The organism is Mycobacterium sp. NGS61 (assembly GCF_059812325.1).
In genome coordinates this window covers 32083-58989 of sequence record NZ_JCALCL010000016.1, presented here as the reverse complement: position 1 = coordinate 58989, position 26907 = coordinate 32083, and the positions used below count along the sequence as shown (strand labels likewise).

Genomic DNA, 26907 nt, shown 5'->3' with positions numbered 1-26907 from the left:
CCAAAAGTGTTGCCGCAGTAAGGAGGACAAAGGTCCGAATCAAATGGTAGTCCGACTAACGAAGTCGGGAACGCCGTTGCAGCTATGTAGTACGTATGAAGTTCTGATAGGACCGCGAGGGCGTCGGACCACGCTGACCCTGGTACTTGGAACCGACGCCGGCACTTCCGTACGGATGCTCTGACGGGCTGGTCAGTCGCAGGATGCACAGCTGGCCGATCTTCATCCCCGGCCACAACGTGATCGGCAGATTGGCCACGTTGGAAAGTTCCAGCGTGATGTGTCCGCTGAAACCGGGATCGATGAAACCCGCGGTCGAGTGCGTCAACAGCCCCAGCCGGCCAAGCGAGGATTTGCCTTCCAGTCGTCCCGCCAGATCGTCGGCCAGGCTGACCAACTCCAAGGTCGATCCCAGCACGAACTCGCCCGGGTGCAGCACAAAAGGTTCCCCAGCCTCGGGCTGGACCAGCGTGGTCAGCTCGTCCTGCTGCTTGGCGGGGTCAATGTGGGTGTAGCGGGTGTTGTTGAAGACACGAAACAGGCAGTCGAGGCGGACGTCGATGCTCGACGGCTGCACCAGGGCATCGTCGAACGGGTCGATTTGCAACCGCCCGGCGGAGATTTCGGCCCGAAGATCACGATCGGAGAGCAGCACGCGTGTGAGCGTATCTGCTGCCGGTCAGCGGACGTAGGTCTCGTCTCCGGAGGGGTATCCGCCGCCGGTGGTGGTGACGTGGACGTGGTCGAAGTGCCCGTATCCACCGGCCTGGGCGCCCCCGCCGGGGGTGTAATAGACGCCGCGCCAGATGGCGTCCTGGATGCCGAACCGGTCGGCGTTCTGCAGGACGTAGGTCACGATCGCGTTGCCCAGTTCGATGCCCTCGTCGGAGCCGGGGTTGGGAATCATCACGTCCACGGCCAGGCCCTCGGGATGCCATCGGAGTGCATCGGGGCGGACGCCGCCCATCTGGTGGATTTCGGGGAACAGAGCGGTGATGGCGCGGGCCACCAAAATGGTCCTGACCTGCAGGCCCTGTTCCGGCGCGACGCTCGCGGGCAGGGCGCGGGCGCCCACCAGGTCGGCACGTGATCGGTCCGCCCGCGGCCGCTCGGCCGGAGCCATCTCTTCGATGCTGAAGCGCCACCGCGAGGTGTCGAGTGGCGCCCCGGCCTCGGCCGCCGCAATTTCGATGCAACACGCGGACGTTTCCGGAACGGCCGGTTTCGCAACGTTACGGACCGAGGCTGGATTGACATCTGCGCCCAGAGCCCCTGCCACCGCGAAGAGTACGGCGGCTGGGCCGATGGCTGCTGCCAGCGCAGCTGGCGCTTTCCGCCGCTTCCTGGCTAATGCGTGCCTGCCCACGGGAGGTCACAATACGAGATTACAAATGATAACGAAAGGGTAAACGACCCATTCTTGGAATTTGCAATGGGCATGGCACTATTAGCCCGGCAAATTACTCGGGGGTGATTCGTGCCGCCATCAGCCGCGGCGCGCAGGCCGCCGGGACATCAGTCGGTGAGCCAGTCGGCCAGCTCCTCGAGCATCTGCCGGGCATATCCCCGCCAGCACCAGCCGAAGGCGGGCATCGCCATTGCTGCGAGCCGGGATCGCGGAAACATGTTGTAGCGCCACGTGATTCGAGTGCCAGTCCCGGCTGGGTCGAACAGGAACTCACCGTCGATCTTGGTCAGCAGAGTCTTCAGCGGACCCTGGAAATCGGTGATGCGGTAGCGCCACGCATGCGGTTCGTCGACGTCGACGACGGTCTCGCGGATGCTGCCGCCGCCGGCGAGTTCAAGCACCCGCGTCTGGCCCTGCGTGCCGCTCCAGTTATTTCCGTCACGTCCGCTCACTGCGCGGATCGGCGGAATCGGCCCGTAGCGCCGCCGGAACATGGTGGGGACGTCCATCTCGATAATGCCGCGGAACGCCTGCTCAGGGGTGACCGGGATGGTTCGGGATTGCTCGACCCGCGCGGTGTCTGGCATCGCACGATGCTAGCCTTCTGGGGCATCTGCGCCGATGTAGTTCAATGGCAGAACATCAGCTTCCCAAGCTGAATACGCGGGTTCGATTCCCGTCATCGGCTCCACCCTGACCAGCATCAACAGTGTGCGAGTTATTCGATTAGCCCTGCTGAGTGTCACGAGATGTCACAACTCGATCGAAAGTGTCACCAGCGGACTTCAGCGCCTCGGGCTGCGAGTGCGTATAGCGCTTCATCGTGAAACTGGCATCCGTGTGACCGAGCCACGCGGCAATGACAGCTGGAGCGACGCCATCGAGTGCCGATTGGGTGGCGGCCGTGTGCCGCGCGCCGTGCAGTTTCAAGTGTCGCGGCCCGGCCTTCTTCACGGCAGCCAGTAACCTGTACACGATCGGGGCCGCCGCCGTCGCGGCGAGACCTAGGACGATGACCGCACCCGAACCGTGGCGCGGCCCACCACCAGAAGCAGCGCCCCGCCAGCGGCGATCACAACACCCGCTCCAGCTCGCCCGCGACCAACACCACACCGACACCGAACTGGGTTTCGGCGCGGGGCTGGTCGCGACCCACCTCAACGGCCGGCCACCCTCCCAAGGCGGCATCTACATGCCGAAGGCCCCGCGTGTCGACCCACCGCGCAGCGGATTGGTCGGCCCCGGCAGCACCGCCGTCCACCCGGCGAGGCGCGCGCCTACTCCGGCCAGCAGGTCGCCCTGTAGAACCGGGCACCGGAGACGCCCCTAGTCGGCCCGGTCGCGGGCGGGACTTACTTTGGTTTGCTAATCGGCTGCCGATCCGGAGGCCATTGCGCCTCGCCCACCCCCGTCTGCCATTGCGGACTCAGCCAACACGGCGAACCCGAAGTAGAGGTGACTGAGATTCGTTATGGCGCTCAGCACCGAGTGCTTGTAATAGCAGGCGTTCTGTTCAGCTTCCAGCAGCGTCGACAGGTTCGCTTCTTCGTCTTCCGAGAAGTGGATCGTGTCGCCATAGTTGAAGGTCAAGATCAGCTTCTGCGGGTTGATGTTCGCATAGCTGAACGGCGGCACCTCACGATCCGGCGGAACCGGTGGGGCGGCCATCTCACACACGATGGTGTTCAGCATTCTGTTCATCAATGCGCCACGCGCTTTTGCCCACTGCGCTACAACCCTTCTCGCACTCTCCTTCTCGCTCGCGGACAGCAACTTAACGGCCTTCATGATCCTGCCCCGCGTGCGAGTGAAAGACGCGAATTCGTCGTCGCTGTGCAATTGACGGAAGGCGAGCGAGGTCCCGGCGAAAGCTTCGGGCGACGGGAACACCAACGTGATTTCGGGGGCTCCGCCGCTCTTGAAGCTGTAGCGCATACCACTTTCCTCGTTCAGCGCGGAATATCCCGCAAGCTGACGACACATCCGCGCATAGCGCTTGAGGACCCGGCGGTCGTCGTCCGTCAACCCCGGCAGCACCGGGAACGCCCCGGGATCTGGCAGGTTGAACGCGTACGTAAGTAGCTCCCAATGGTGCCGAAAGCCGTGGTTCACGCCCACCGCATGCTCGATTAGGGGCGGCTCAAATTTCAACTGAACCGGTTGGACGGAGTTCTCATAGGGCACCATCGACAAGTTGCGGTCCCCCGTCAGCGGGTTAACCGTGTTACCCACGATCTTGGAGAGCAGCTGCATGTCACCCCACTCAAACGAGAGAATCTCGGCCTGGTCGTAGTCGGGGATCATCATTACAGCAGGGTTCCTTCGGCACGGCGCGGCTCGCTCATGCGTTCGAGCGACTGAGGTCACTGTACGACCGCCATCCGACACGAGTCGGCGTGTCCCGCCCTGACCAGCATCAACAGTGTTCGAATTGTTCGATTACCCCTGCTGAGTGTCACGAGATGTCACAACTCGATCGAAAGTGTCACCAGCGGACTTGAGCGCCTCAGGCTGCGAGTGCGTATAGAGCTTCATCGTGAAACTGGCATCCGTGTGACCGAGCCACGCGGCAATGACAGCTGGAGCGACGCCATCGAGTGCCAACTGGGTGGCGGCCGTGTGCCGCGCGCCGTGCAGTTTCAAGTGTCGCAGCCCGGCCTTCTTCACGGCAGCCACCCAGTACCGGTACACGACCGGGGGCGCATACGGCAGTCCAGCCTCGTTGGACACGACGTAGTCAAACGGGCCAGCGTCGACCCCGAGGCGCAGCCTCTCCTTTGCTTGCCGACGACGTGCAGCGCGCAGCACTCCGACCAGGCGATCGGGCAATGGCAACTCACGACGAGATGCCTTCGACTTTGGATCGTTCTCACTGACGCTGCCACCAGCCGACACGCGATTGTTCACGATGCGTAGGGTTTTGTACTTGAGGTCGACATCGCACCAGCGCAGCCCCGCGATCTCACCCCGACGCAGCCCAACCAGGGCCAACTCGTATGCATGGGCCAGGCGGTCACCGGCGAAGCTGGCGCGCAACATGTCGACTTCAGCGACACTGTAGGTATCCACGTCTTTGTGGGCCGACGGCAGCGGCTTGACGAGCTCAGCCGGGTTGCGAGCCAGAAGCCCTTGGAACACCGCATCTGCGAATACCCCGGTGATCGCCTGGAGGCTTTTGTTAACACTCGCTGATGACCACGGTCTGCGCTTCCGGCCCTTTGCAGTCATGGTGCCGCCCTCGGCGAGATCGCGAACCAGCGTATCGATATCTGTCTTGGTGATTCGCTGGGCCAGAACATCGGCGAAGCGCTCCACCAGCGGCTGTAGGTCGTAGGCCTTCTTGTCGCGCGCAGTGGGACGCAGGTCGTGTCGACCCGCCAGGTAGTTCTTGACCATCTCGCCGACTGTGAGTGTGCGCCTCGGCACGAACACTTTCTTCTCAGCCGCGTCGCTGATTTCGCTCAGTGCACGACGTGCGTCCTTCTCGGTGCGGTAACGCCGCCGAACCTGTCGACGTCGGCCAGTCTGAGGGTCCTCGCCCACGTCGACTGTCAGTTGATACCGAACCGCGTCTTTGCCGGTACGCCGGTCGCGAACGGTCAGCTTCTTGATCTGCGGCGGCAGTTGTTGTCGGGACATTTCACGCCGCCGTGTCACCGGTTGACTCGGCATCGAGTTTCGCAATGTATTCCGCAACAGCAGTTTCCGTGACGAACCGACGTCGGCCGATCTTCACTGACCTCAACTCACCGGACCCGATCAACTCGTAATACTTGCTGTGACCGATCGGAATCATCTGCCGCACTTGTGATTCCGTTAGTAGTTGTAGCATCTCAACGTCCACGACTTCCCGGCCCCGGTGATGCGCCTGCTCCGATTCGCTGTCCTTCGGGTGGTCCGATGGCGGCGATTGCGTTGGTGTATTGGGCTTTCCAAGTGAGTCTTTGGGAGATGGCTCGCATGATGAGTTCGCTGCGGGGTGGGGTGCGTTGGCCGGATTCGAGGCGGTAGATAAGAACATTGTCTCGCGCGTCCGGGGTGATGCCGGCGTCGGCGAGCAGTTGCCGAACAAATTTGTGCCGGTCGGCTTGGTGATCAGGCAGGGTTTTACCGGACCACTTCCGGGACACCAAGACCCGCCGGCCCGGCAGCCCGAGGGTGCTTCGACGGTGCGCTTTCGATTTGCACTGCCCGGCAACCATTTTCGATGATGCACCCTTGGGGACGATGCCGTAACGCAGCCAGATGGGGCAGCGCGGTGAGCATGGGGTTATCGCCAGTTCGGTGTGCAAACGCTCGTGATGGGCATGCTGGGCGGCGGTGGTGGGTGTGATGATTTCACCGATCGATTTGGTCAGGTACTTAGTCAGATACCCGATGTGCCGTCCCGCCTCTGTGCCGCCGCCGAGGATGCCTTTGGAGTGCACCTGTTCCCCGAAGCGCACCACATGCGCCGGGTTCGCATCGGGGTCGTCATCGACGGCCTGTAGGGCGTCCTGCCAGCTGGTGAGTGGTGTGTGGGTGTCGGGGTCGATGAAGGTGCACCGGGTCGGATTCCACACCGGCAGCCTGCCGGAATCGGTGTAGATCAGCTGGTCGTGGTTCGGCCACCACACCTGGTGGTAGGTGGCGGCAGCCACTTGGCGGACGAGGGCGTGAGGGATCGCGCCGCGCAGCGCCATGTGCACGTGCGGGGCGCCGCGTTTCTGAGGTTCCACGGTGGCGAAATACTGGACGTCCCAGCCCAGGACGCGCCGCAGGTTCTGGATGAACCGGTCCAGCAGAGCGGCGAAGTGGATCGCATCGCGGGCCGCACGCCGGTAATCATAGGCGCCGGGATCGATCGGGGCGCCGCCCTGGATCGGCCCGTAACTGTCACAGGTCAACGTGAGGAACATCGACGGCCGGTACTTACCCACGTACTGCTGGCCGATGGTGTTTTTGCGGACCTGCCGGGTCGGCAGGTCGATCACGTCGTGGCGGCGTTTCGTCGACCGAGTGCGCAACGGGGTGGGCGGGGGGTCCAGTGGTGGCAGGGTGCCGCGCATCCCGGTGGCACGCAGCTGGGTGTCGAGTTCACCGACCGCGGCCCGCAGCTCAGCGACGGCTTCGTGGTCGTGGTCGCGGTCGGTGGTGGCGTCGCGGTAAGCGGCGACTAGATCAGCGCGGGAGCGCAGCAGCTCGGATTGCTGCTCGGTGGGTTCAATGGCTGGTTGGACCGGTTCGTGGTCGAGGTGCCATCCTTCGCGGCACTGCTGCATGCGCAGTGCGCGCGCTTTTTTCGCGCACGGGGCGCATTGCGATTCCATGGTCGATTTGCAGGGCACCGCCGCGTAGTCGGTGGCGCCGGTGTCCAGGTTGACCGTTCCCATCACCAGCGGGCGGACGCACACCCCGTGAGTTTGTGCGGCGGCGACGGCGATTTCGTGGAAGGAGGGCCGGGCTCGCCGTTCGGCGGCGGTTTCTCGTCGGGGCAAGGGGTCCGCGGAGTGATCGGGCGGTGGCGGTGCGTGGGGGCTGACCGGTGCAGGTGAGGGGGTCGGCATGGCTCAGCCCTGCGAGGAAGCAGTGTCAGGCCGGCGCGGGAGTCGGCGGCGTTTCGGTGGCCGGAAATGTGTGACCAGATAGTCGATGTCGTCGTCGGTGACATGAAACGCCCGGACCCGTTGTGGTTCGGCGGTGCCGTCCACCATGACGTAGCCGACACCCGGTGTGGACTCGGGGATTTCGTCGCACACTGCCCCGGCATCGCGCGCCGCCTGCCCAAGAATCATCGTGGTTTGGTTCGATTCGGTCAGGCGCAGTCCCACGCGGACAGTGAAGTACTGGCGCAACGACACCACTTCTTTTGACGGGTCTTGCACGGCGCCTATCAGGGTGATCCCGACCGCACGACCTTGAGAGAGCAGCAGCCCGAGCAGCTGGTCGACTTCGGCGCGGATTTTGCGGTCGGTGCCATAGGCGGTCAAGGCGGCGAGTTCATCGATGATCACCACCGTCAACGGGTCCTCGACGCTCGGCGTGTGGGTGCGGGTGTGGCCACGCAACAGCTGGGTGCGGCCATCCATCAACTTGACCAGGCCTCGCAACAACTCCAAGGTCTGCTCGGTGCGGTCAGCGGCGAACGCGGTGAACAGCCCTGCGCCGCGGGCGAATTCCATCCCGCCCTTCGGGTCGATCACACAGAGTTGCACCAGGCCTGACCGCACAGCGGGGGCCAGTCCGGCGACCAGGGACTGCACCACGCTGCTTTTGCCCGACCCCGTTGAGCCGGCGACCAGAATGTGATGACCCTGGATCGGTAGCCGCCACGGCGTGCCGGTGTCGGTGACCCCGACCGTCACCGCCGCCAGCTGCACTCGTGTCGCGTCGGTGGGCCGGGGCAGCCGCACCGCAGCCGCGAGGGTGTCATCACGGTGCACGGTGACCGTGAGCTGGCCGGGCTGCAGGGACCGCACCGTCACGCGACCGCTTCCCCAGGCGTGGGCCAGGGCGTCGGCTTGCTTGCCCCAGTCGGTCGCGGTCTGCCCGGTCACCATGCCGATGTTCAGCGTGTCGGTGGCGGTGCCGATGCGCACCGACCGCAGCCGCGGGACCATGGTCCGCTCACCCAGCGTGGCGGTCAACCCGTGCAGGGTGCACACCTGCGCCCAGGCGTGCTTGTAGCGCCACCAGGTCAGGTAAGCCGTGCGGACCGGTAGCCACGATGCAGCGCCAAATCCGGCCGGGTCGACCAGCGCCAACGCGATGTAGATGAGGGCGTATACCCCGGCCACGATCAGCCCGCCGCCCCACCCGAACCAGGCGCCCGCCCATGCGATCATGATGATCGGCAAACTCAACACCGGGAACCGCACCGTCCACGATCCGAGCAGCACGGCGAGCTTGGCCAGCATTAGCAATATGTCTTCGACCAGCTGGTCGGCCGAACTCTGACCGCTGTTGCCGGACGGTTTCGAGTTGCCGGTGGCCATCACGCACCCGCCTTCACGGTCTCGCCGCGCGGCGCTGACGACGACTTACTCACGGGCGCAGGTGAATTCACGTCACCTTTGATGCCGGTCGCCCTGTAGACGTAGCCCACATAGGTGTATTCGCCCTGACCCATCCGCCGCGGTTCGGCGGTCAGGCCTTCCAGTTCGATCATGCGAATTCCGCTGCCCGCCAACAGCTCCGGCGTGGATGGCACTGGCTGTACCTCGGCCAGAAATGTCACCACGAAGCTCGCCCGTTTGGCTTTCGGCTCATCGGGGTCCGACACTGCGCCAGCCCACTGCCGCAGACCTGTCGCCGGATCAGCCTTCTGCACATTCGGACGCTCAAATTCCATGTCCGGGCCGATCGGACCCAGCAACATCAACCCTCTCGGGAACGCTTCTGTGTGTTGCATCGGGAACCGGTGCCCTTTTTGTATCGCCATGTCAGCTTTCTCCTGTCTGTGTGACTTGGACCACGACAACATATCAACTGATATTTTTGGTGGTCAACTGTTATGCATCGATAGGTCAGAAAAAATGTGAATCGCCCCATGAGGCACTGGAGCGATTGGTTTTCAACTGATCGCGGCTGATATTGTCGGGCATCTCAACTGCTATGGACGGATGGTCATGACCTCACCGACTACGCCCCGGCAGGCGATGCACCGCCAGATCGCCCAAGCCGTTCGTAACGACATCGAGGCCGGCATTCTCCGCGACGGTGAACGGCTGCCTTCCACACGCGAGCTCGCGTCGCAGTGGAACGTCAGCGTCTTCACGATCACTCAAGCGATGGACCTGCTTACTGCCGAAGGCCTGGTGCGCAGCAAGGACCGCTCGGCACGCGTCATCACCGCTCCCGACACTGCGGCAGCACCCAAAAGTCTGCAGCTGCCCACCCCGCAATTAGTCCTTGTCGGCGGCTACGCCGGCAGCGGAAAAACCGAATTCGGTCGCGTCCTAGCCCGCCAGACCGGATGGACAATCCTCGACAAGGACACCATCACCCGGCCGCTCGTCCAGCGTTGGCTCGAAGACCTTGGCGCTTCACTGGATGACCGCGAATCCCCCACCTACATGAACAAGATTCGTCCCCATGAGTACGAAGCACTCAACGCGGCAATCGAAGAGAACATCGAGTGCGGCAACTCCATTGTCTCCACTGCGCCCTACCTGCACGAGCTCACCGACAGGGCATGGATCGACCGCACCCAGGCCCGAGCCGACGACCTCAATGCCGACCTGTCCATCGTGTGGGTAACCTGCGCGGCCGACACCATGAACCTCTACCTACGACGCCGGGCCGCAGCACGTGACCGATGGAAACTCGCGAACTGGCCCACTTACCTGGCCAGCGTCGACACCACTTTCGCCCCGCCGGTGCCGCATACGCTGATCCAGAATGACCCCGACAGCCAACCCTTGCAGGTTCAGGCCCGCAGCTTCATCAAATCCATCCGAGCACAGGCCGGGCAGCAGTAAGGCATTTGCTCACCGCGCTCGTTCTCCACTGCCTCGGTAAACTGTGGGTCGGTATCTGATGGCGTTGGCTCGTTGAGATTGATTTGGCCTTGCGGGCGGTCGGGTCGACGCGGGTAGGTGGTTTTTGGGGGTCGGCGGGGTGCGCTGGCGAGGTGGGTTGGTGTACGGCAGTTGATCTGCTGAGGCTGTGGCCACATGGCCTGGTGGGTGTGGGCCGGGGTAGTGCGGTGTGTTTAGTGGAATCCGGCGAGGGTGATGTGCAGGGCTTGCTGCAGTTGGGTGCGCAGCGGTGGGTTGGTGGTGGTGTTGTTGAGCCAGTGTTGGAGCACGGTTTGTGCGGTGCTCAGGGCTGTGTGGATGAGCAGTGTGGGGCGGATGTCGGTGGTGGGGTCGGTGTTCATGCGGGTTGCGATCATGGTGGTGAGTTGGCGGGTTTGGTTGTCGCTGAGCAGTGTTGAGCTGTTGAGCAGGTGTGGTGCGCTCTGCAGGGCGTGTTTCCAGTGTGGGGAGTGCTGGCCGGCTGTTTCGCCGAGGTGGTCGACGAGGAGGTGGATGAGTGAGGTGGCTGCTGTTTCGGTGGGCGGACGGGTGTTGTAGGTGGTGATGATTTCGGCGATGGCATGTTGGATCGGGGCGGTCAGCAGGTGTTCTTTGTTGGGTGCGTGGCGGTAGTAGGTGCTGATGGAGATGCCGGCGGTGGCGGCGATGTCGTCGGTAGTGACTGCGGCGTAGCCGTGTTGGGCGAAGAGTTGGTGTGCGGTGGTTTGGATGTGGGTGAGTAGTTCGGTGCGGCGGCGGTCTCTGAGGGTGGGGGGTGTGGGGTTGGCGGTAGTCATGGTCGATTCCGGTGGGTGTGTCTAGGTTCGGGTTGGAGAGGGTTTGTGGCGCAGTGGGTTTCGTTGTGGCCACCAGCTGGTTTCGCGGAGCAGGGTGGCGATGGCAGGCACGGTGAGGGTGCGTACGACGAAGGTGTCCAAGAGGAGGCCGCAGCCGATGATGAGTCCGGTTTGGATCATGATGGCTATCGAGCCGATCATGAGGCCGAACATGCTGGCGGCGAAGATGAGTCCGGCGGAGGTGATGACGGAGCCGGTGTTGGCGATAGTGCGGAGCACGCCGACGCGGATGTTACGGGTGGATTCCTCGCGCAGTCGTGAGATGAGCAGCATGTTGTAGTCGGCGCCGACGGCGACCAGGATGATGAACGCCAGAAGTGGTACGGGCCAGGCGATTTCTTTGCCGAGGCCGTATTGAAATATCAGGGTGCCGATTCCTAGTGATGCCCCGTAGTTGAGGATGACGGTGCCCAGTAGGTAGAGCGGTGCGACCAGGGCGCGGAGCAAGACGATGAGGATGAGGCCGACGACGAGCAGGGTGGCGATGGCCATCAGGCGGAAGTCGGCGGAGAGCAGGCGTTGAATGTCTGAGTTGACGGCGGGAAATCCGGCGACGGCGATGGTGGTGTTGGCCAGTGAGGTGTTGGGGCGTGCTGCGTCAGCGACTTCGGTGAGTCGGTAGGCCAGGGTCATCGCGTCGCTGCTGTAGGGGTCGTAGCTGGACTCGATGGCGTAGCGGGCGGTTTTGCCGTCCGCGGATAGGAAGTGTTTGGCGACGTCGGCGAATTGTTGGTTGTCGAAGGCGTCGTTAGGGAGGTAGAAGCCGCTGGCGGTGTCGGATCCGGTTGCTGATCGTGCGGATTGTTGGAGTTGGGCGGCGATTTTTCCCATGCCGGAAAGCATTTCGAGGTTGCTGTCGACGAGGGTGTGGACGCCGGTGGCCAGCGAGTGAGCACCGGATGCGAGTTGGTGGACGCCGGTTTGGAGGCGTCCGATGTTGGCGGCGAGGTCGCCGGAGCCTGCGGCGCCCATGGCGGTGTCCAGGGTGGTGATGAGCCGGGTGACGTCGGCGAGGGTGCCGCCGCCGGTGTTGGTGGCCGGCTGGTAGAGGTCGGCGAGGGTGGTGAGGTGGTCGAAGAATCCGTTGTCGCGCAACGTGATGAGTAGTTGGGCTTGGTCGTGTAGTTGGGCGCATTCGGTGGCGGCGGCGCACGCGGGCCAGTTGCTGATCGCGGCGATGAGGGGCTCAAGGGTGGTGATGGCGGTTTGGGCTTGTTCGGCTTGGTGGCGTAGTGCGGGCCCGGCGGCAATGGCGTGATCGACGGCGGGTGCGGTGGCAGAAAGCTGTTGCAGCAGCGGCCGCAATCGCTGGGTTTGGATGCCCGCGGTTTGAGCTTGGCCTAAGAGCCCAGTCAGCGGGGTCAGCGCGGTGCCCAGGGTGGTGTCGAGTTGGGTGAGCCCGTCGGCGAGCTGGTCGGCGCCGTTGGTGAGTTGGCCCAGATCGCTACGGCGGGATTGGCCGTCGTTGACCGCGCCCGCGAGCCGGTCACCGATTTGGCCGTTCTGCCAAGACAGTTGGGCTTGTTCGAGCCGTTTACCGCCGGGGCGGGTGACTCCGGAGACTTTGGTGACACCGGGCAGTTGGGCGAGGCGGGAGGCCATTTCGTCAAGGTCGGCCAGTCCTCGGCTGGTGCGCATGTCGGTGGGTGACTGCACGACCAAGAACTCGTTGATCACGATGTCTTTGCGGAAGTGGCGATCCAGCAGTCGATACCCTTCGTTGCTGGCCGAGGTGGTCGTTTGGCCTTGGCGGTCGTCGTAGCTGATGCGCATGGTGGTCGCCACTGCGCACAGAGCTAGGACGAAGATCAGGCTGGCGGCCAGCAGGGGCACGGGGCGTCGTACGACGGCCACCGCGATCCGGTTCCAGTAACGGCGGGTGCGGTCGGTGTTGGGTTCACCGATCCCACGCCGGGCGGCCAGCGCGAGTACGGGGGGAAACAGAGTGACCGTGGCGGCGAACCCGATGATCACGGCGATGGCGCAGGCCGGGCCGAGTGCGGCGAAGACGCTCAGTTCGGCGAAGGTCATGGACAGAAATGCCAGCGCGACGGTGGCGGCCGAGGCTGCGATGACCCGCCCGATGGTGGCGGTGGCGTGGATGACCGCGGTCTGGGCGGGGACCTGTTGGCGGCGCTGTTCGTGGTAGCGGCTGATCAAGAACACTGAGTAGTCGGTGCCGGCGCCCAGCAGGATCACCGTCATGAACGCGACGGTGAACTGAGACACCGGCATGCCGGCTTCGCCGAGTCCGGAGAGCACCCCGCGCCCGACCGCGAGGCTGATACCGATCACCAGCAGCGGCAGCATCGCGGTGAACACCGACCGATAGATCAGCAGCAAGATCATGGCGATCAGCCCGGCGGTGGCCACCGAGATGAGGATCAGATCCTGTTCAGCGGAATCGATTTGATCGCTGAAGGTGGCGGGTGGGCCGGTGACGCGCACGGTGGTCGGTGAGTGCCCGAAAACCTCGGCGACGATGCCGCGTACCGCCCGCACCGATTCCGCGGTGCTGGGATCACCGAGGGTTCCGGCCACCCCCACCGGCACGTACCATGCCTTGCGGTCGGCGCTGAGAGCTTGCGCGGCGGTGACCGGGTCGGCCAGGAGGTCTTGGACCTGCCGGACGTGGCTGGTGTCGGCCCGTAACCGCTGGATCAACGTGTCATAGCGCTGCTTAACCTGCGGGGTCAGCCCGCTGGGATCCTCCATCGCCACGAAGATCGTGGTCTTGGAGCCTTGTTCACCGAACGCCGAGCCCATCCGGTCTACGGTCTGCAGCGACGGCGCCCCGGGCGGTATCAGATGCACCGACTGGTGCTTGACGACCGTTTCCAGTTGCGGAAAAAGGATCGCCAGCACCACCGCGGCGGCGATCCAGGACCCGATCACCAACGCTTTGTGCCGGATCGCGAAACCCGACAGCCGCGCTAGGCGCTCACTGTAGGTGTCGCGGCCCTGTGCCGCTTCCGCGGCGCCACGCTGCTCCTTGGGGCGACTCAACGTCGCCACGCCGGCATCGCCCCAGCCCTTGATTACCATCCCGGCCCCCCCGGCGGCATAAAGAAACTGTCGGTATCGCAACAGTACTATCGGTATCTTTGTGCGGCATCCGGCAAAGCGCAATACGCCCGCCCGCCGGTCGCGGCCTGCCCCCAGCGGCCGCGACAGCTTCAGTCCAACATCTCCCGGCCCATCAGCTCGTCGTCGAGATAGGAACACGACCGCGGCGGATAGTGGCGGGGACGCACACGATCACCCGCGGTCGCAACCCGGGCGTGCCCGAGCTTGGCCAGATCATGGCGAACGTGGCGGACCTCCTCGAACAAGACGCCGGGCAGCAGCCGCTTGGCCGCCCGCGCCACCACCGCGCCGGTGCGCCCGACAGCCCGCGCCGGCCGCCGCGTCAGTGGCGTCGCCGCGGTCGGGTCCTGGATCTGGCGCCGGATGAGCTCCCGGCGTTGCTGGTGATTCACCATGGCCTTACCCCCTCGGTGTTGGCCTGCACGGCGATACAGGTACTAACGGTATCGCTCCGATACTAACAGTATCGTTTCGCTAAATGCCAGCCTTGCGTCCGCGGTATCGGCGTCGACGCCAGGCGGCGAGGATTACGGTGAACAGGTGGAGCCAGGCGCGGAGGAACGTGCTGTCGATATCGACGGCGACGAGGTGGATCCACGCCTGGCGCGGTCCCGGACCCGGCTGCTCGACGCCGCGGCCAAGCTGCTCAGCGCCGGCGGGGTCGAAGCGGTCACCATCGAGGCGGTCACCAAGGCCTCCAAAGTGGCCAGAACCACGCTCTACCGCCACTTCACTAGCTCCACCCACCTGCTGGCCGCCACTTTTGAGCGGCTCCTGCCCCAGGTCAGCCTGCCGCCGGCGCAAGGCTCGCTGCGCGAACAGCTCATCGAACTGCTCAGCCGGCAAGCGATCCTGTTTCAGGACGCACCCTTGCACGCCACCACGCTGGCCTGGGTCGCCCTCGGGCCGACACCGGAGCGCCCCGACGAGGTGCACGACCGCCACGCGCTACGCACACGCGTCGTCGCCCATTACCGACAGCCCTTCGCCGAGCTGCTGCAAAGCCCGGCCGCCGCCGCCGAACTCGACGACTTCGATGTCGACCTCGCCATGTGCCAGCTCGTCGGCCCGATCGCCTTCGCCCGCCTGACCGGCCTACGCGCCATCAACCGCGAGGACTGCGAACACATCGTTGACGACTTCCTGCACGCCCACGCCCGCACCCGATAAACCCCACCGGGCCCGGCCGGGTCCGACGTCGTCGGCAACCCGGGGATTCGCGCCGCACCGCCCACCGTTGTGGTACGAACGGTAGCGCAGGGATACTGCTCGTAGCGGGGGTTCGGTATGGGTGACTGTCGGGCCGATGGTGCATGGCCGCCGTCAAGAGCGGGCTGCTCGGGGCGGGCTCGCGCAACCGGTGCCGGGACGTCATGACCGCGGCGCAACCTGCCGGTGAGGCACCCCACGCGAGTGAGATCCTGGATGCGACCCTGCATGCAGCGACCTGCGGCGGTTATAGCGCGGTGCAGATGCGGGCGGTGGCTGATGTCGCCGGCATCGGTGTGGGGACGCTCTACCGGTATTTCCCGTCCAAACCGCACCTGCTGGTCGCGGTGTTGCGCCGCGAATTCGACCGACTGGCCGCCGAGTGCGCATGGCACCACAACGACACCACGCCTGCCCAGCGGGTCGCAGCCCTGACCTCACGACTGCACGTCGAATGGCAGCTCGACCCTAACCTGACCGAAGCCACCACGCGCGCCCTGGTGGTCGCCGACGCGACCGCCGCGCCCACCGTCACCCAGACCGCCGACATCCTGCAACAACTCTTCGCCCACGCATTGGGCGGCAGCACCGTCACCGAGCACCACCATGACCTCGCCGGACTCATCACTGATGTCTGGCTGGCCAACCTCACCGCCTTCAGTGGCCACCGACTCTCCGCAGCCCAAGCCCGAGAGCGGATCGACCGCGGCACGGAACTCCTACTGCGCCAGACCTCATCAATAATCTCCACGTCATAAACGGCCACAACCCCCGACCTAGCCACCCTCGAGGCTTATGCGGCGAATTTCGCCCCTCAAAGCAGCCAACGCAAAGCACACCCAAGTGCTGTCGAGCACAAGAAAGTGCGAGCAGCCGACGGCACAAAATAATTGGTTCCATATTGAAACTGCAGTTCAGGACGCTAAACAACTGAGCTTCGAATCGGCCCATCTACCATTAACCGAACAAACCGCACGCATTAACCGATTGTCTGCCGAATTTCGCTCTCAGAGATCAAGACGGCGGCGCTGGCGCGCCGCCCGCCGCACTCGCTGCGGCCTGCCGCTCCGCTTCGGCCGCGCGGCGCGGCGTCTTCATTAACTCCTGCCATCTCATACCTGCGGCCAAAGTTTCCGCCATCGCGCCGAGCATTCGTCGCCCACAACGGCGGTCCGCAGCACGCCTGCTGCTCTCCGGGTCCAATTGCCGCTGCTGCGCTTCGGCACCGATCAGCCGGAACGCCGCGCCCTCAACCCTCCTCCGATACGAACCGCCCCACCACCACTACGTGGCGGCGGGGTCCAAATTCGCGCGGTCGGCCTTCGTGGCGCGTCAGTGGGGACCGTCGTCCAGGCCGTTGCCGGCCACGACACCCGGCGCGATGAAGTCTGCGACCTGATCCTTCGCTGCGTCGATGTACTCGCTGATTCGCGCACTGGGCCACGCTTCCCCGCTAAGAGCAACGCGTCAGCTACCGGCAACCACCGCGTTCGACGGCGATCCTCCACTCAGGAACGTGCGTATCTGTTCTGCGGCCACGGCGTAGCAGAGGGCGTTCGTTCCTGGCACGGTCCGCGCCATGTGAGGGCTGATGATCGTGCCTGGGCAATCCCAGAGGCGATGGTCTTCCGGCAGCGGCTCAGGCTCAGTGACGTCGAGGGCCGCCCGCAGTCGCCCAGTCTGCAACTCCGCTACGAGTGCGTCGGTGTCAACGATCTTGCCGCGGGCGGCGTTGACGACCAGGGCGCCATCCGGGAGTGCACCGAGGAATGCCACGTCGACCATGCCCTGCGTCGAGTCGGTCAGCGGCGCGGTAATAACGACCGCATCGCACGTCGGCAGAATCTCGGGCACTGCTTCCGGGCTGAGCACGCCGGCGCGTTCCCGACTGGCAATAAGGACAGGTAGAGCGTCGAATGCCCGCAGTCGCTCGGCGACGGCCCCACCAATTGCACCCGCTCCGAGAATCAACACCCGGCTCCCAGCGAGAGTGTCGGCGGCAACGCGACGATGCGCCCACGTGTGCTCCCGCTTGAAATCCACGAGCGCCGGCCACTGACGGTAGAGGCACAGGATCGCTGACAGCACCCACTCAGAGACGGGTCCGGCATGTGCCCCGCGGGCGGTGGCCAGGATGACGTCAGGCGGCACGTCAGAAGCCCACTCGTCGGCCCCCGCGGACAGAAGCTGAACCATGCGGAGGCCGCGGAGTTCTTTCAACAGCGGGATCGGGCGATGGCTGCTGCGGTACGGCGGGATCAGGATCGCAGCGTCGCACTGCTCAGGTGAGAGTGGCCCGCTGGGGTCGTAGATGACGACCTCGAGTCCGTCGACGCGACCAAGCAGGTCAACGCCGACTCTGTCGTCGTCCTCGTGACTGACGAGCACTCGCATCGGAATGTTTCTCCTCAGTTGCCGGTCGAACGGACGGATGAGCGGCGAAGTCGCCAGACCGGGAACCATACTGCTACCGGATGCGGGTCATGCTCCTTCCGACCCACCCCAACGCCCCTCGCAAATCAGCACCTCGTTGTCACACCGATGTCACAACTGAGGCCCACAACCCCGGACTTGGGCGGACAGGACCAGACGATTCGCCCAGCTCGGCAGACCAGCGCAAACCTCGACAGAGCCGACCAGACGCCGCCGTTCGACTTCCCAAGCTGAATACGCGGGTTCGATTCCCGTCATCGGCTCCACGAAAGAGCAGGTCATAGCCCGCTGAGGCGCACAGACTATTTACCGAAACTTGAGACTTGTCGCTGTCTCATCGCTCACCGCGCGCAAGACTCGCCCAAAATGAGTTTGCTCGCTCGCCGGGTTCGTCCGGGGTAAGTGCGACGATGGCTTACGGCAGGGGTGTACGGACGTCGGGCGCGGCCGGACGCACGGCAGGAAGCAACGGCGATTATCGGCGGCCGCACCCAGGGCGCAACCAGGCACACGGCAGGAAGACGTTGACGATGAGCGATCGAAGCACCGAGGCCCAGGGACCAACGACCGACGAAAGCAGCTCGGATCCCGGAGCGGCGCAGTACGACTTCGACATCGCGGTTTCATTCGCCGGAGAAAACCGCGCATTTGTTGAGGAAATAGTACGAGCAGTCCAGCAGTCCGCACCCGATATTACCGTCTTTTATGACGAAGACTACAAATATGATGCTTGGGGCAAGAATGGCATCGAATATTTTACAGATGTCTATATGAAGCGGTCACGCTATGTCGCGATGTTCATTAGTCAAAAGTATGCAGAAAAAGAATGGCCTATCGCGGAAAGGCGCGCCGCTTTGGCACGTGCATTGATCGAAAGAAGCGAGTACGTCCTCCCCATTCGTATCGACGACACTCAACTACCGGGCATGCCGCCAACAGTCATCTATATCGAAGCGATTCGTGAAGGTGTCCCTGGAATCGCAACCGGCATCTTGCATAAGCTGGGCGATAAACGAGCCAAGGCCTTTGTGCCCTACCACGGTAAGGTTGCGAGAACGAAAGAAGAATTGCGAGCTTTAATTACGCAAAAAACCCCCGTTTGGGAGTTTGCGCTGTACGCCTCGGTGCTGTACCAGGGACGGGAGGAACTTCGCCCGCTCATTCTGGATCATTCCATCGGTTATGCTCCCCGCAACGGAAAGCGCGTAACCGAAGTGAGTGAAGCCGTCCAGCTTCACCTCAACACCCTCAGCGATTTTTTGGGATTAAGCGATGATTTCGAAAGGCTTCTGTCACGAGAAGTTCATCTCGCGGCGTTCGGTGCGCCAGGTGAGTCGGGTGATCCCGAGCGGATCATCCATCTCGGTGAGCGTTTCATATCAGTTTACAAGCGACTCCTAGACATCGCCGCAGACCTGCGCGGTACGCAGCCGCACCCGTCGGTGACGAACTATGTAAAGCTCATGGCGAAGATTACAGATCGGCCGTTGTCCGATCTGGATGAATTCATCGATAAGTATGTGAAAATGGTCAACGATCTTCACGAACAGGTGATCAACGGCGAACAACCCGCGCCCGACCAACAAATCGTGGTGGCACTCAGTTTGGATGACGATGTTATGGATGCGCTCAATGCTGAACGCGAGCGTTTGCAGGAAGAATACGACGACGATTAAACGCGTCGACGCACCGGCTCACGGGTTCTGCGTTGCCGCGCGATTACCCTTCGTAGTGCTCGCCGCGCTCTTCTATCCGACCCATAATGTCCTCGGGCAACCCCTCCGAGTTTCCAATAGGCACCCCTTCCCATTCGGGCTCGGGGCGATGAACACGAAACGGTGCATGGTAAGCGGCGCGGCGCAATTTCGTTAAACCGTCATGTACCAGATGGATTGTAAAAGTGTCCAGCGTCTTATTGTCGACATGCTCCTTGTCCGGCATCTCGGGGTCACCGGGCCGCCGGTGCATCAACACCATCGCACCAACTAGGCGCGTATTGAAGAAGTCGGCGGCGTCGCGCACGGCGGGATCTGGATGCCCATTCAATAGGCGTAGCAATGCGGGGCGTATCTCTTCGCGCCACTGCCTGTCGACGCGGTCAACCTCCGCGGCGTCCGCTCTTCCATTCATGCCGGAGATCGTTGCCATGTACGCCTGGTGATTCCACCAGTCGTCAACAAGAGAGACGGCAGCAATTGTGTCTTTGTGGAGAAGCCGGACAAGCTCTCGATACTCGGCATCAAGTATGGGATCAGATTCGCGTTCAGAGTCGATCATGTCTTCAATCTAGATCGTCGGTCAGACCAGGACACTAACCCAGACGCCGCATCGGCACCACGTTCGGCGCGGTTGGCTGGTTCATCGCTTCCAACGCGGCCATGTCGCCGCTGGCGTCGTCGTCGGGGAAGAGATGCGTGTAGATGTCCAGCGTCGTGGTGATCTTCGCGTGGCCCAGTCGGCGGCTCAGTTTGTCTGCTCCGATCCCGGCTGCGACGCAAAGGCTCGCGTAGGTGTGTCATAGCGAATGGAACGTTATTTCCGTAGGAATCACCGTTTCACCGGCCAGCCGATCCGCCCGAAGCACCGCAGGCCGAAACACCGACTTATAAAACGACTGATGCCGGAGTAACCCCGTCCAATCCAGCACCAGGCGTGCGGTAGCTGCATCGATGCTCAAATCCGCCAGAGCGGTGGCTTGGCGCTGCGCTTTGGCAGCAGCGGACAACGGCGCATTGCTGGCGCGCTTGCCGGTCGGCTTCGACGGCTTGAGCGTCACCGCACAGAACAACGGCGCGGTCGGCTCGTCGCGGCGTGGGTGGCCCGCCAGGTAGTCACGCAGCATGTCCGCAGTCGCCGCCGTCAGCGGCACCCGGCGCTCGCTACCTTTGGTCTTGGTCGTGTCGTAGACCAGTGCGCCGCCTGAGTCGATCACCGTGCGCTCAACGGCCAGCCACACCGTGCCGTTGGGGTTAACCGGCCAGGCGATGTCACCGACGCACAGACCCGCTAGCTCGGCCGCACGCAGACCGGACCACGCCGCCCGATGCACCAGCACCGCACACGGCCACGGTGTTGCTTCGACTAGCGCGCAGACTTGGGCCGCAGTGAGGAACTGCGACAGATCATCGACCACACCAGGCGTGCCGCCTGACAAGGTGCGTTCGGTCGGCAACCTCACGTGATCGGTCGGGTTGACCATGATCCGGCCATCGGCCACGCATTGCGAAAGCACTTGTCGCACAACGAAATAATGGTGCCTCACCGTCGACACCGATTTGCCGGCCTTCGTCAACGCACCCACCCACTCGGCCACGTCTGCGCGCCGGATTTCGTTGACCGGGCGGTGACCGAACGTCGAAGCAATCGACAGATCGGCGGTCGATTCACCGGAACTGGTGCGCCGGGCTCTGGTTTTGTCGGCTAGCAGGTTGTGTATTCGGCGCGGGTGCGCGGCTTCAAATCGTGGCGGCTAGCCAACCACTGCGCGGCCACATCGGCGAAGGTTGCCGATCCCAGCTCGCGCAGCTTTGTCGGTGACTGACCTTTCAACAAAAGCGTTTTCACGTCATCGAGCTTGTTTTTGTGCGGCCTCGCGGGTATCGAACGTCTCGGTGTGCCGGGTGCCGTCTTCAATCCAGGTAGCTTCGAAACGCTCAACCGGCTTGCCGTTGACGCGGGGACGTGCGTTGCGGATACGGACGTGCATTACGAACCTTCCTCAGTTGCAATGCCTTCCGGCACCATGCCTCCGCACGTGGGCTCGACGCGAGCAGGCGGCTGGCCTCGCAGCGACCCTTTAGCGATGGCCCACTTCAACGCTGCGCTCACGTTGTCGACCCATTCCTCTTCGAGGGCGTCGTCATGTTTGCGAATGATCCAAGAGGGATGCTTTGCGAAGAATAGCCGGGGCACGAGCTTTGACCGGACATTGCGAGGAGCAACAAACGGCCACGGCACCGTCCGCGCAGTCGGGTAGAGAAACGTCAAGACGCGGCTGGCGTCGTCACCTAGTCCAATAACTAAGCTAGGGCGCACGATCTCAAGTTCGCGGTATAGATACGACGAGCAGTTCGCTATCTCGTGGGTGTACGACTCACGATTCTTGGGCGGATGGCAATGGACCGCATTCGTGATGAAGAGTCTGTCTTTTCTTATCGGAACCCTGGCGAAACTGCGGCTGAGCAGACTTCCGCTCCCCTCGTAGAACGGTTCCTGAGGCTCCATGCACTGTTCACAGAGGCTCTGCCCAACGATAGCGACCGGCGAATCCAAATTGCCCCAGCCAGGTGCTGACTCGGTTTCGCGAGGGCGATTCAACCCCTCACAACGCCGACACGTCTTGATCTCAACGTCAAGCAACGCCTTTCGCTGGCGACGAATCCCCTGCTCCGGGTCGGTCATATGGTTGCCTCGCCTTCGGTTTCCGCAAGCACTCGGTACACCGTCGCACGACTGACGCCGAGCGTGCTGCCGATGGTTGAAACCGATTCGCCTGCCGCGTGCATGCGCCGGGCTAACGCAGCCTTGGATTCGTCGAGCGCCTTCGGGCGTCCGATTGATTGGCCGCGTGCGCGTCGTGCTTCACGCGCTGCACTGCGGCGCTCGCGACCTAGCTCCAATTCCAGTTCAGCCAAGCTCGCTAGCACCCCGGCAATCATGCGCCCAGTGGCGTTGGATGTGTCGATACCCTCGCGCAGCGAACGCAGCACGATTCCGCGTGCGTTTAGGTCTCGAATTGTCGTCATGACTTCGGCAGCATTGCGGCCCAATCGGTCGATGCCAACCACGGTGATCACGTCGTCGGGACGGGCGTAGTCGAGCAGAGCTGTTAGACCGGGGCGTCGCTCGCGGGTGGACATACCAGTCAGTTTGTCGCGGTAAATACGCTCTGCTGCAATACCTTCGGATGTCAGCGCATCGACTTGAGCGTCTAGTGCCTGATGTCCGGTCGATACGCGAACATAGCCAAGCGTGGTGCCGGTAGCGGTGGGTGCGGTCATCGTCCCATTGTCTCATAAGTCGCAAAATACAGTTTTTCGAACACATACTTTTGATTCAACTTGTGAGACATGCCGAGCAGGATTTTTCGGTCGGCATTGCGACAACTGAACGTCGTCTCACAACTAAAGATTTGCGACTCATCCTGATCGGCCAGGCGGCAACGCTCGCTGCGGTCGGTGCAGCTTTGCATGCCCCGCCGTCGCCATGCTGTTCATCGCAGCCGCGCGGATCACGGCCTCATTGAGCGGCAACAGTTCGTCGGGCGGCGAATCACCTGTACCGAACGGATCGAAACTGCCGCCCAACGGCTCGCCTGGCGGCGAATCGTCGGTGACTGGTGTCGTCCGGATAGGCATCGGTCTGTTGAGCGCCCTCGGTCACGATCTCGGCGTCGACCACGCCATCGGGATCAGCAGCCGCGAGGGCGTCCCGGACCCTTGCGCCCGCAATACGTCTTGACGGGGGTGGCGGACGCGCGGCTGCCAGCGCGAGAGGTAAGGCGGGGGCGAACTGGGACGCGATCGCGGCGAAAGAGTCCGGCGGCAACTGGCGATGAACACCAGAAACGGCTACTTCGGCGGCCTGCAATTCACGCAATTCACCTGGGAATCGATGGGCGGCAAGCGGTTCGCCGAGCGGGCCGACCTCGCCAGCAGGGAACAGCAAATCGAGATTGCGGAGGAAACCCTTCGCCGGCAGGCGCCGGGGGCGTGGCCGAACACGTTCGTTCCGGCCGACCTTAATCCGGCCGCGGCCGGCGCCAACGCGCGTCCTGTTGGCGCCGCTGCGCCGGCCGGCAATCAGGGCGCCAGCAAGCCGCAATGCGCCGGCCGTCGTGATCGAAGACGCCGGCATGGCTCCGGCGAGCTCGAAAACCGCCTCAACGCGACCTGGAACGCCGCGGCGGGCAAGGATGGGGAGCGAACTGATGGCCGCACCCAGGCTCCTTCTCTGCCAGGAACCGATGGACGGCCGACCGGAAATCACCGCCGGGGTACGGCGGTCCTTTCCGGCACCACGGTTGCGGAATTCCCCGCGGCCGAGAACCTGCCGGACTGGCTAATCCAGCAGGGCCGGCGTTGCTCGCGGGAGGCGCAAGCCGCCGCCGAGAACGTCACCGTGACCGCGGTACTGACACATTGGGCCGTCCGCGACTTCGCCGCGGGTGTCCTGGGGTTCGACTTGGTTACGACGGAGAACATGAGCGAGTTGTGGCTGATCTGCACACCCGAGATTGCCGACCGGATCGGCAGAAACCCGCGTCGCCCTGATGTCGACGTTTTGGGCGCCGCCGGGGTGCGGACAGTTCCGGACCCTTCCCGTCGTCGTCCAGCCCTCGTCGTCGCCTGCTGCGGCCCGCGCTGCCGCCGCGCAACTGCATCGGCGCCCCGGTAACGCCAATTCAACTTGTTGTCATCGCCTCATCAACAAGTGAAAGGTGCCGTCAGTTGTTTTTGGTCAACTAAAACCAAATGGAACTGAATTTCATGCATGTAATACCAACCAGTGAGGCGGTACACTTGGTTTGTGCAGGTAGAGCTGTTTGCGTCGAGCCCGCTCGGCAGCCTTTGGCCCATCTCCGGTACAGACGGCCGAAACGGGCGATCCTACGATCACTTCGCGTACGTTGCTCACCCGCTCGGGGCGGAGCCCAACCTTCAAGGCGGCACATGGCGGGCTGTCACCCGCGCTAGCCGGGCGCTCGCTCACCTGGACCAGGCATCACGTCAGGTTGGCAACCCTCGAATACTCCGACGACCAACGTTGAGCCGAGAGGCGCAGAGCACATCCGCGCTGGAAGGTACATTCGCGCCGCTCGATGACGTCCTGGCTGCCGACTCCGGCGCCGACGAGAACAGAAGCGCCGCGTTGAGGGAAGTCCTCAACTACGTGGATGCGGCGGACGTCGCGTTCGATTACGTGGCCGAGCATCGGACCGTCACGACCAGCCTTCTATTGGACGCCCACCAGCAACTCGTCCTTGGAACGGACGCCGAGACGCGTGACGCAGGGCGCATCAGACGCTGCCAGGTCGCGATCGGAAGCCCTGACGGAACGATCGAGTCGGCAAGGTTTGTCCCAATGCCGCCGGGCACCGGACTTGAAACCGCCGTTCGTGACCTTGTGGCATGGATACCCGCAGGAGGCGACCGAGACCCACTCATCGCTGCCGCAATGACTCACTATCAGTTCGAAACCCTGCACCCGTTCAATGACGGCAATGGCCGTATCGGACGGCTACTCATCGTCCTCCAGTTCATGGTCGACAACCTGCTCCAAGAGCCGCTGCTGAGCGTTTCACCATGGTTCGAAATCCGCCGAAGCGAGTATGAGGACGAGCTTGCGCGGGTCTCGCAGACAGGTGAATGGGATTCATGGATACGGTTCTTTTCCCAAGGAGTCGAGGCCTCCGCGATTGACACCGCGCGCCGCGTCAATCTGATGCTCGACGCCCAACGCAACTACGTGCAGATTCTCCAAGACAGCGGGTATCGAGGCGGGGTTGCGCGTGACATCGTCGAATCACTCGTCGAAACTCCGATTGTGCGTGTTCCAGCACTCGCACGGCGCTTCAACAAGACACCGCAGGGCATAGACACTGCCGTGAAGAAGCTGCTGGCGCTGGGCATAGTTGAGGGCCCGTATGGCAGCTATGGGCGATACTACGTCGCCCGAGAGATCTACCGCGCGATCACCGCAGCTGCGCCCTAGGCAATAAACACAGCGCATGGGCGAGGCTCTGCATCAGGACAAGATCGACGAGTTGCGGGGCGAAGTTTGCATCAGACGTCGATCGCACGCCCCACAACACTTTGACCAACCTTGCGCGCACTCCAATTGACGGACGGATCCCAAGCTGAATACACGGGTTCGATTCCCGTCATCGGCTCCACACGTGCAGTTCAAACTCCGTGCAACTCGATGAGCACCTGACCGCCGAATTTCGGCAGCGTGACAAGCCGTCGAGTGTCGCGCTTCGGTAAGGCGGTCCCGCCGACTTTTCCTGGCAAGAAGGTGAAGGCGGCAAGCGCTTACTGCGTGAGAAACACCCCGATCACCCACGCGACGGTGGCGAACAGTGCGGCAGCCAGCTCGACGCCCATCGATAATGCGACACCTTTCACGGCGTGCTTCGTCGAGGTCCATGCCAATCGCTGGTCTCCGCGGACGGCCAACTCGGCCACGTAGACACCCAGCACGAAGCCGATCACCAGGCCGACCACCGGGATCGCGAAGAAACCGATGATGCCCCCCACCGCGCCCGCCACCAGACTCAGCGTGCGCACGTCGGCCGCCCGCATCCGCTTCACGGGCCAGGCGTATTTGATCAATACAGCAGCACCGAGCAACGCGGCCACCACGCCCAGCGTCACCCAGGCGGTGATGTTGTCCTCGACGACGGCCCACACCACGATCGCGACGAACACCAGCAGCGTGCCCGGCAATAGCGGCACCACGATGCCGATGATTCCGACGGCGATCGCGAGCGCTACGAGGACGATGCCGGCAGCACTCATGCTCTCAACCTATCTCTGGTGACGGCTGCCCGGCCGTACTCCTGGAGCTACTGGCGATACAACAGACCGTCGATGGTCTTGATGCCGAACGGGTGATGCCCCTGCGTGCTGAGCTGCCCCTGGCTGTTGATGATGTAGAACCCGCCGGATGCCGCCGTGGTGACGGCGATGCACTGATGCTTCATCTCACCGGCCTGGCCCTGTGCGACCGTTTTGAAGGCTTCCTCGAAGATCGGTTGGTCCAGATTCTTCACATGCACCCACCGGAACAGTCGACCGTTGAGCTCGATCGTCTTCTTCGGCCAGTCGCCGAAACTCTGGGCGACGGGCACCTTGTTCTTCTCCGCGGCGGTGATCTGGTCGCGCACATTCTTCTGCAGTTTGGTCACGTGGATGTGCATCTGGTTCTGAGTCCGCGCCTGCGGGTCCCCGGAGTTGATGCCGAGAGCCCAGTCGGTGCCGGCGAGTTTGCTCTGTGCGTTGTTGACCCACGCTGCGGCGTAGGGCCACAGGTTGAGCATCTGACCCTTCCAGCACTTCTCGCATTCGATGCCGGAAACCCGAATCAGCGGGATACACAACCAGTCCCACGGACCTTTCGCCCCCGTCTTGATCGCGTACCCGTACGCCCGGTCCTTGTTGGCTGTGGGGAAGTCGACCAGTGCCAGGGTCTTGGCACCGGGTTGCGCATCCTTGACGGCGGCATAGAGTTCGCCGCCATCGTTGGGGCCGCCGCAATCTGGTCCCGACGCGGCTGGGTCGCCGAAAGCCGGCCACGCGGCAGCACCTCCGAGTGCCGCACCGACGCCCAATGCGCTTGACGCGGTGAGGAATCTGCGACGGTTCACGCTGCGGTCGGTCGAGCCCGTTTCAACCATGAGGCGCCCTTCACCTAA

At 63.3% G+C, this 26907-nt stretch carries 28 protein-coding genes and 1 tRNA gene; 7 read left to right on the top strand and 22 right to left on the bottom strand.

Features of this window, described 5'->3' with window-relative positions; all coding sequences use genetic code 11:
* Positions 1-82: 82 nt before the first annotated feature.
* The 3 genes from dcd to AC5Y3Z_RS23635 form a co-directional block, all read right to left on the bottom strand.
* Positions 83-655: a dCTP deaminase gene (dcd, locus tag AC5Y3Z_RS23645; RefSeq protein ID WP_463825475.1), complete on the bottom strand. Its 573-nt coding sequence runs from the start codon at positions 653-655 to the stop codon at positions 83-85.
* Positions 656-679: 24 nt separating this feature from the next.
* Positions 680-1366: a VldE C-terminal domain-containing protein gene (locus AC5Y3Z_RS23640; RefSeq protein WP_473140176.1), complete on the bottom strand. Its 687-nt coding sequence runs from the start codon at positions 1364-1366 to the stop codon at positions 680-682.
* 149 nt (positions 1367-1515) lie between these two features.
* Entirely contained in the window at positions 1516-1995 is a 480-nt protein-coding gene (locus AC5Y3Z_RS23635) for an SRPBCC family protein (protein WP_473140177.1), read from the bottom strand.
* A gap of 30 nt (positions 1996-2025) precedes the next feature.
* Here AC5Y3Z_RS23635 and AC5Y3Z_RS23630 point away from each other — a divergent pair.
* Positions 2026-2099, top strand: a tRNA-Gly gene (locus tag AC5Y3Z_RS23630).
* A 35-nt stretch (positions 2100-2134) separates the two neighbouring features.
* Here the strand turns inward: AC5Y3Z_RS23630 and AC5Y3Z_RS23625 are convergent.
* The 7 genes from AC5Y3Z_RS23625 to AC5Y3Z_RS23595 form a co-directional block, all read right to left on the bottom strand.
* Positions 2135-2596, bottom strand: coding sequence for a tyrosine-type recombinase/integrase (locus AC5Y3Z_RS23625; protein ID WP_080712104.1), 462 nt, complete (start codon positions 2594-2596; stop codon positions 2135-2137).
* A 177-nt stretch (positions 2597-2773) separates the two neighbouring features.
* Positions 2774-3715, bottom strand: coding sequence for a hypothetical protein (locus AC5Y3Z_RS23620; RefSeq protein WP_230589185.1), 942 nt, complete (start codon positions 3713-3715; stop codon positions 2774-2776).
* A gap of 132 nt (positions 3716-3847) precedes the next feature.
* On the bottom strand, positions 3848-5047 hold the full coding sequence (locus AC5Y3Z_RS23615) for a tyrosine-type recombinase/integrase (protein ID WP_036443990.1): 1200 nt from the start codon (positions 5045-5047) through the stop codon (positions 3848-3850).
* 1 nt (position 5048) lies between these two features.
* A complete protein-coding gene (locus AC5Y3Z_RS23610; protein WP_036443988.1) occupies positions 5049-5240 on the bottom strand; it encodes a helix-turn-helix domain-containing protein in 192 nt (63 codons plus the stop codon).
* 1 nt (position 5241) lies between these two features.
* Complete coding sequence (locus tag AC5Y3Z_RS23605; protein WP_080712103.1) at positions 5242-6954, bottom strand: replication initiator; 1713 nt, start codon at positions 6952-6954, stop codon at positions 5242-5244.
* Between the two features lie 3 nt (positions 6955-6957).
* Entirely contained in the window at positions 6958-8382 is a 1425-nt protein-coding gene (locus AC5Y3Z_RS23600; RefSeq protein WP_036443982.1) for an FtsK/SpoIIIE domain-containing protein, read from the bottom strand.
* Positions 8382-8828 carry a hypothetical protein gene (locus tag AC5Y3Z_RS23595; RefSeq protein ID WP_036444018.1) on the bottom strand — a complete coding sequence of 149 codons (447 nt, stop codon included), beginning with the start codon at positions 8826-8828 and terminating at the stop codon, positions 8382-8384. The genes AC5Y3Z_RS23600 and AC5Y3Z_RS23595 overlap by 1 nt, the downstream gene beginning before the upstream one ends.
* Before the next feature lie 181 nt (positions 8829-9009).
* On the opposite strand from AC5Y3Z_RS23595, the gene AC5Y3Z_RS23590 reads away from it, so the two are divergent.
* Positions 9010-9867 carry a P-loop nucleotide/nucleoside kinase family protein gene (locus AC5Y3Z_RS23590; RefSeq protein ID WP_473140179.1) on the top strand — a complete coding sequence of 286 codons (858 nt, stop codon included), beginning with the start codon at positions 9010-9012 and terminating at the stop codon, positions 9865-9867.
* A gap of 233 nt (positions 9868-10100) precedes the next feature.
* Here the strand turns inward: AC5Y3Z_RS23590 and AC5Y3Z_RS23585 are convergent, their stop codons facing one another.
* The 3 genes from AC5Y3Z_RS23585 to AC5Y3Z_RS23575 all read right to left on the bottom strand — a co-directional run bounded on the left by AC5Y3Z_RS23585 (position 10101) and on the right by AC5Y3Z_RS23575 (position 14245).
* A complete protein-coding gene (locus AC5Y3Z_RS23585) occupies positions 10101-10703 on the bottom strand; it encodes a TetR/AcrR family transcriptional regulator (protein WP_036443979.1) in 603 nt (200 codons plus the stop codon).
* 21 nt (positions 10704-10724) lie between these two features.
* A complete protein-coding gene (locus tag AC5Y3Z_RS23580) occupies positions 10725-13808 on the bottom strand; it encodes an MMPL/RND family transporter (RefSeq protein WP_036443976.1) in 3084 nt (1027 codons plus the stop codon).
* 131 nt (positions 13809-13939) lie between these two features.
* Entirely contained in the window at positions 13940-14245 is a 306-nt protein-coding gene (locus AC5Y3Z_RS23575) for a hypothetical protein (protein WP_036443973.1), read from the bottom strand.
* A gap of 145 nt (positions 14246-14390) precedes the next feature.
* Between AC5Y3Z_RS23575 and AC5Y3Z_RS23570 the strand changes: the two genes are divergently transcribed.
* Together AC5Y3Z_RS23570 and AC5Y3Z_RS23565 are read left to right on the top strand one after the other, a co-directional pair.
* Complete coding sequence (locus AC5Y3Z_RS23570) at positions 14391-15020, top strand: TetR/AcrR family transcriptional regulator (protein WP_051754198.1); 630 nt, start codon at positions 14391-14393, stop codon at positions 15018-15020.
* Between the two features lie 143 nt (positions 15021-15163).
* Positions 15164-15817, top strand: coding sequence for a TetR family transcriptional regulator (locus tag AC5Y3Z_RS23565; protein WP_230589182.1), 654 nt, complete (start codon positions 15164-15166; stop codon positions 15815-15817).
* 709 nt (positions 15818-16526) lie between these two features.
* Here AC5Y3Z_RS23565 and AC5Y3Z_RS23560 read toward each other — a convergent pair.
* On the bottom strand, positions 16527-17522 hold the full coding sequence (locus tag AC5Y3Z_RS23560) for an NAD(P)-dependent oxidoreductase (protein WP_473140180.1): 996 nt from the start codon (positions 17520-17522) through the stop codon (positions 16527-16529).
* Between the two features lie 380 nt (positions 17523-17902).
* Here AC5Y3Z_RS23560 and AC5Y3Z_RS23555 point away from each other — a divergent pair, with 380 nt between their 5' ends.
* Positions 17903-19168 carry a TIR domain-containing protein gene (locus tag AC5Y3Z_RS23555; protein WP_473140181.1) on the top strand — a complete coding sequence of 422 codons (1266 nt, stop codon included), beginning with the start codon at positions 17903-17905 and terminating at the stop codon, positions 19166-19168.
* Between the two features lie 43 nt (positions 19169-19211).
* On the opposite strand, the gene AC5Y3Z_RS23550 is transcribed toward AC5Y3Z_RS23555, so the two are convergent.
* The 6 genes from AC5Y3Z_RS23550 to AC5Y3Z_RS23525 all read right to left on the bottom strand — a co-directional run bounded on the left by AC5Y3Z_RS23550 (position 19212) and on the right by AC5Y3Z_RS23525 (position 22492).
* Complete coding sequence (locus AC5Y3Z_RS23550; protein ID WP_473140182.1) at positions 19212-19769, bottom strand: hypothetical protein; 558 nt, start codon at positions 19767-19769, stop codon at positions 19212-19214.
* Positions 19770-20007: 238 nt separating this feature from the next.
* Positions 20008-20733: a site-specific integrase gene (locus AC5Y3Z_RS23545; RefSeq protein WP_473140183.1), complete on the bottom strand. Its 726-nt coding sequence runs from the start codon at positions 20731-20733 to the stop codon at positions 20008-20010.
* Positions 20734-20912: 179 nt separating this feature from the next.
* Positions 20913-21056, bottom strand: a complete 144-nt coding sequence (locus AC5Y3Z_RS23540; protein WP_473140184.1) for a hypothetical protein — start codon at positions 21054-21056, stop codon at positions 20913-20915.
* A gap of 1 nt (position 21057) precedes the next feature.
* On the bottom strand, positions 21058-21198 hold the full coding sequence (locus AC5Y3Z_RS23535; protein ID WP_473140185.1) for a hypothetical protein: 141 nt from the start codon (positions 21196-21198) through the stop codon (positions 21058-21060).
* Complete coding sequence (locus AC5Y3Z_RS23530; RefSeq protein WP_473140186.1) at positions 21198-21893, bottom strand: uracil-DNA glycosylase family protein; 696 nt, start codon at positions 21891-21893, stop codon at positions 21198-21200. The genes AC5Y3Z_RS23535 and AC5Y3Z_RS23530 overlap by 1 nt, the downstream gene beginning before the upstream one ends.
* Positions 21890-22492 carry a recombinase family protein gene (locus tag AC5Y3Z_RS23525; RefSeq protein ID WP_473140187.1) on the bottom strand — a complete coding sequence of 201 codons (603 nt, stop codon included), beginning with the start codon at positions 22490-22492 and terminating at the stop codon, positions 21890-21892. The genes AC5Y3Z_RS23530 and AC5Y3Z_RS23525 overlap by 4 nt, the downstream gene beginning before the upstream one ends.
* Before the next feature lie 553 nt (positions 22493-23045).
* Here AC5Y3Z_RS23525 and AC5Y3Z_RS23520 point away from each other — a divergent pair.
* Both AC5Y3Z_RS23520 and AC5Y3Z_RS23515 read left to right on the top strand, forming a co-directional pair.
* Positions 23046-23888, top strand: coding sequence for a transglycosylase family protein (locus AC5Y3Z_RS23520; protein ID WP_473140188.1), 843 nt, complete (start codon positions 23046-23048; stop codon positions 23886-23888).
* Between the two features lie 132 nt (positions 23889-24020).
* Entirely contained in the window at positions 24021-25205 is a 1185-nt protein-coding gene (locus AC5Y3Z_RS23515) for a Fic family protein (RefSeq protein ID WP_473140189.1), read from the top strand.
* 320 nt (positions 25206-25525) lie between these two features.
* Here AC5Y3Z_RS23515 and AC5Y3Z_RS23510 read toward each other — a convergent pair whose 3' ends face one another.
* Both AC5Y3Z_RS23510 and AC5Y3Z_RS23505 read right to left on the bottom strand, forming a co-directional pair.
* Positions 25526-26011 (bottom strand): DUF456 domain-containing protein, encoded by a 486-nt coding sequence (locus tag AC5Y3Z_RS23510; RefSeq protein WP_473140190.1) that lies wholly within the window; start codon positions 26009-26011, stop codon positions 25526-25528.
* A gap of 47 nt (positions 26012-26058) precedes the next feature.
* On the bottom strand, positions 26059-26889 hold the full coding sequence (locus AC5Y3Z_RS23505; protein WP_473140191.1) for a CDP-diacylglycerol diphosphatase: 831 nt from the start codon (positions 26887-26889) through the stop codon (positions 26059-26061).
* Positions 26890-26907 lie beyond the last annotated feature (18 nt).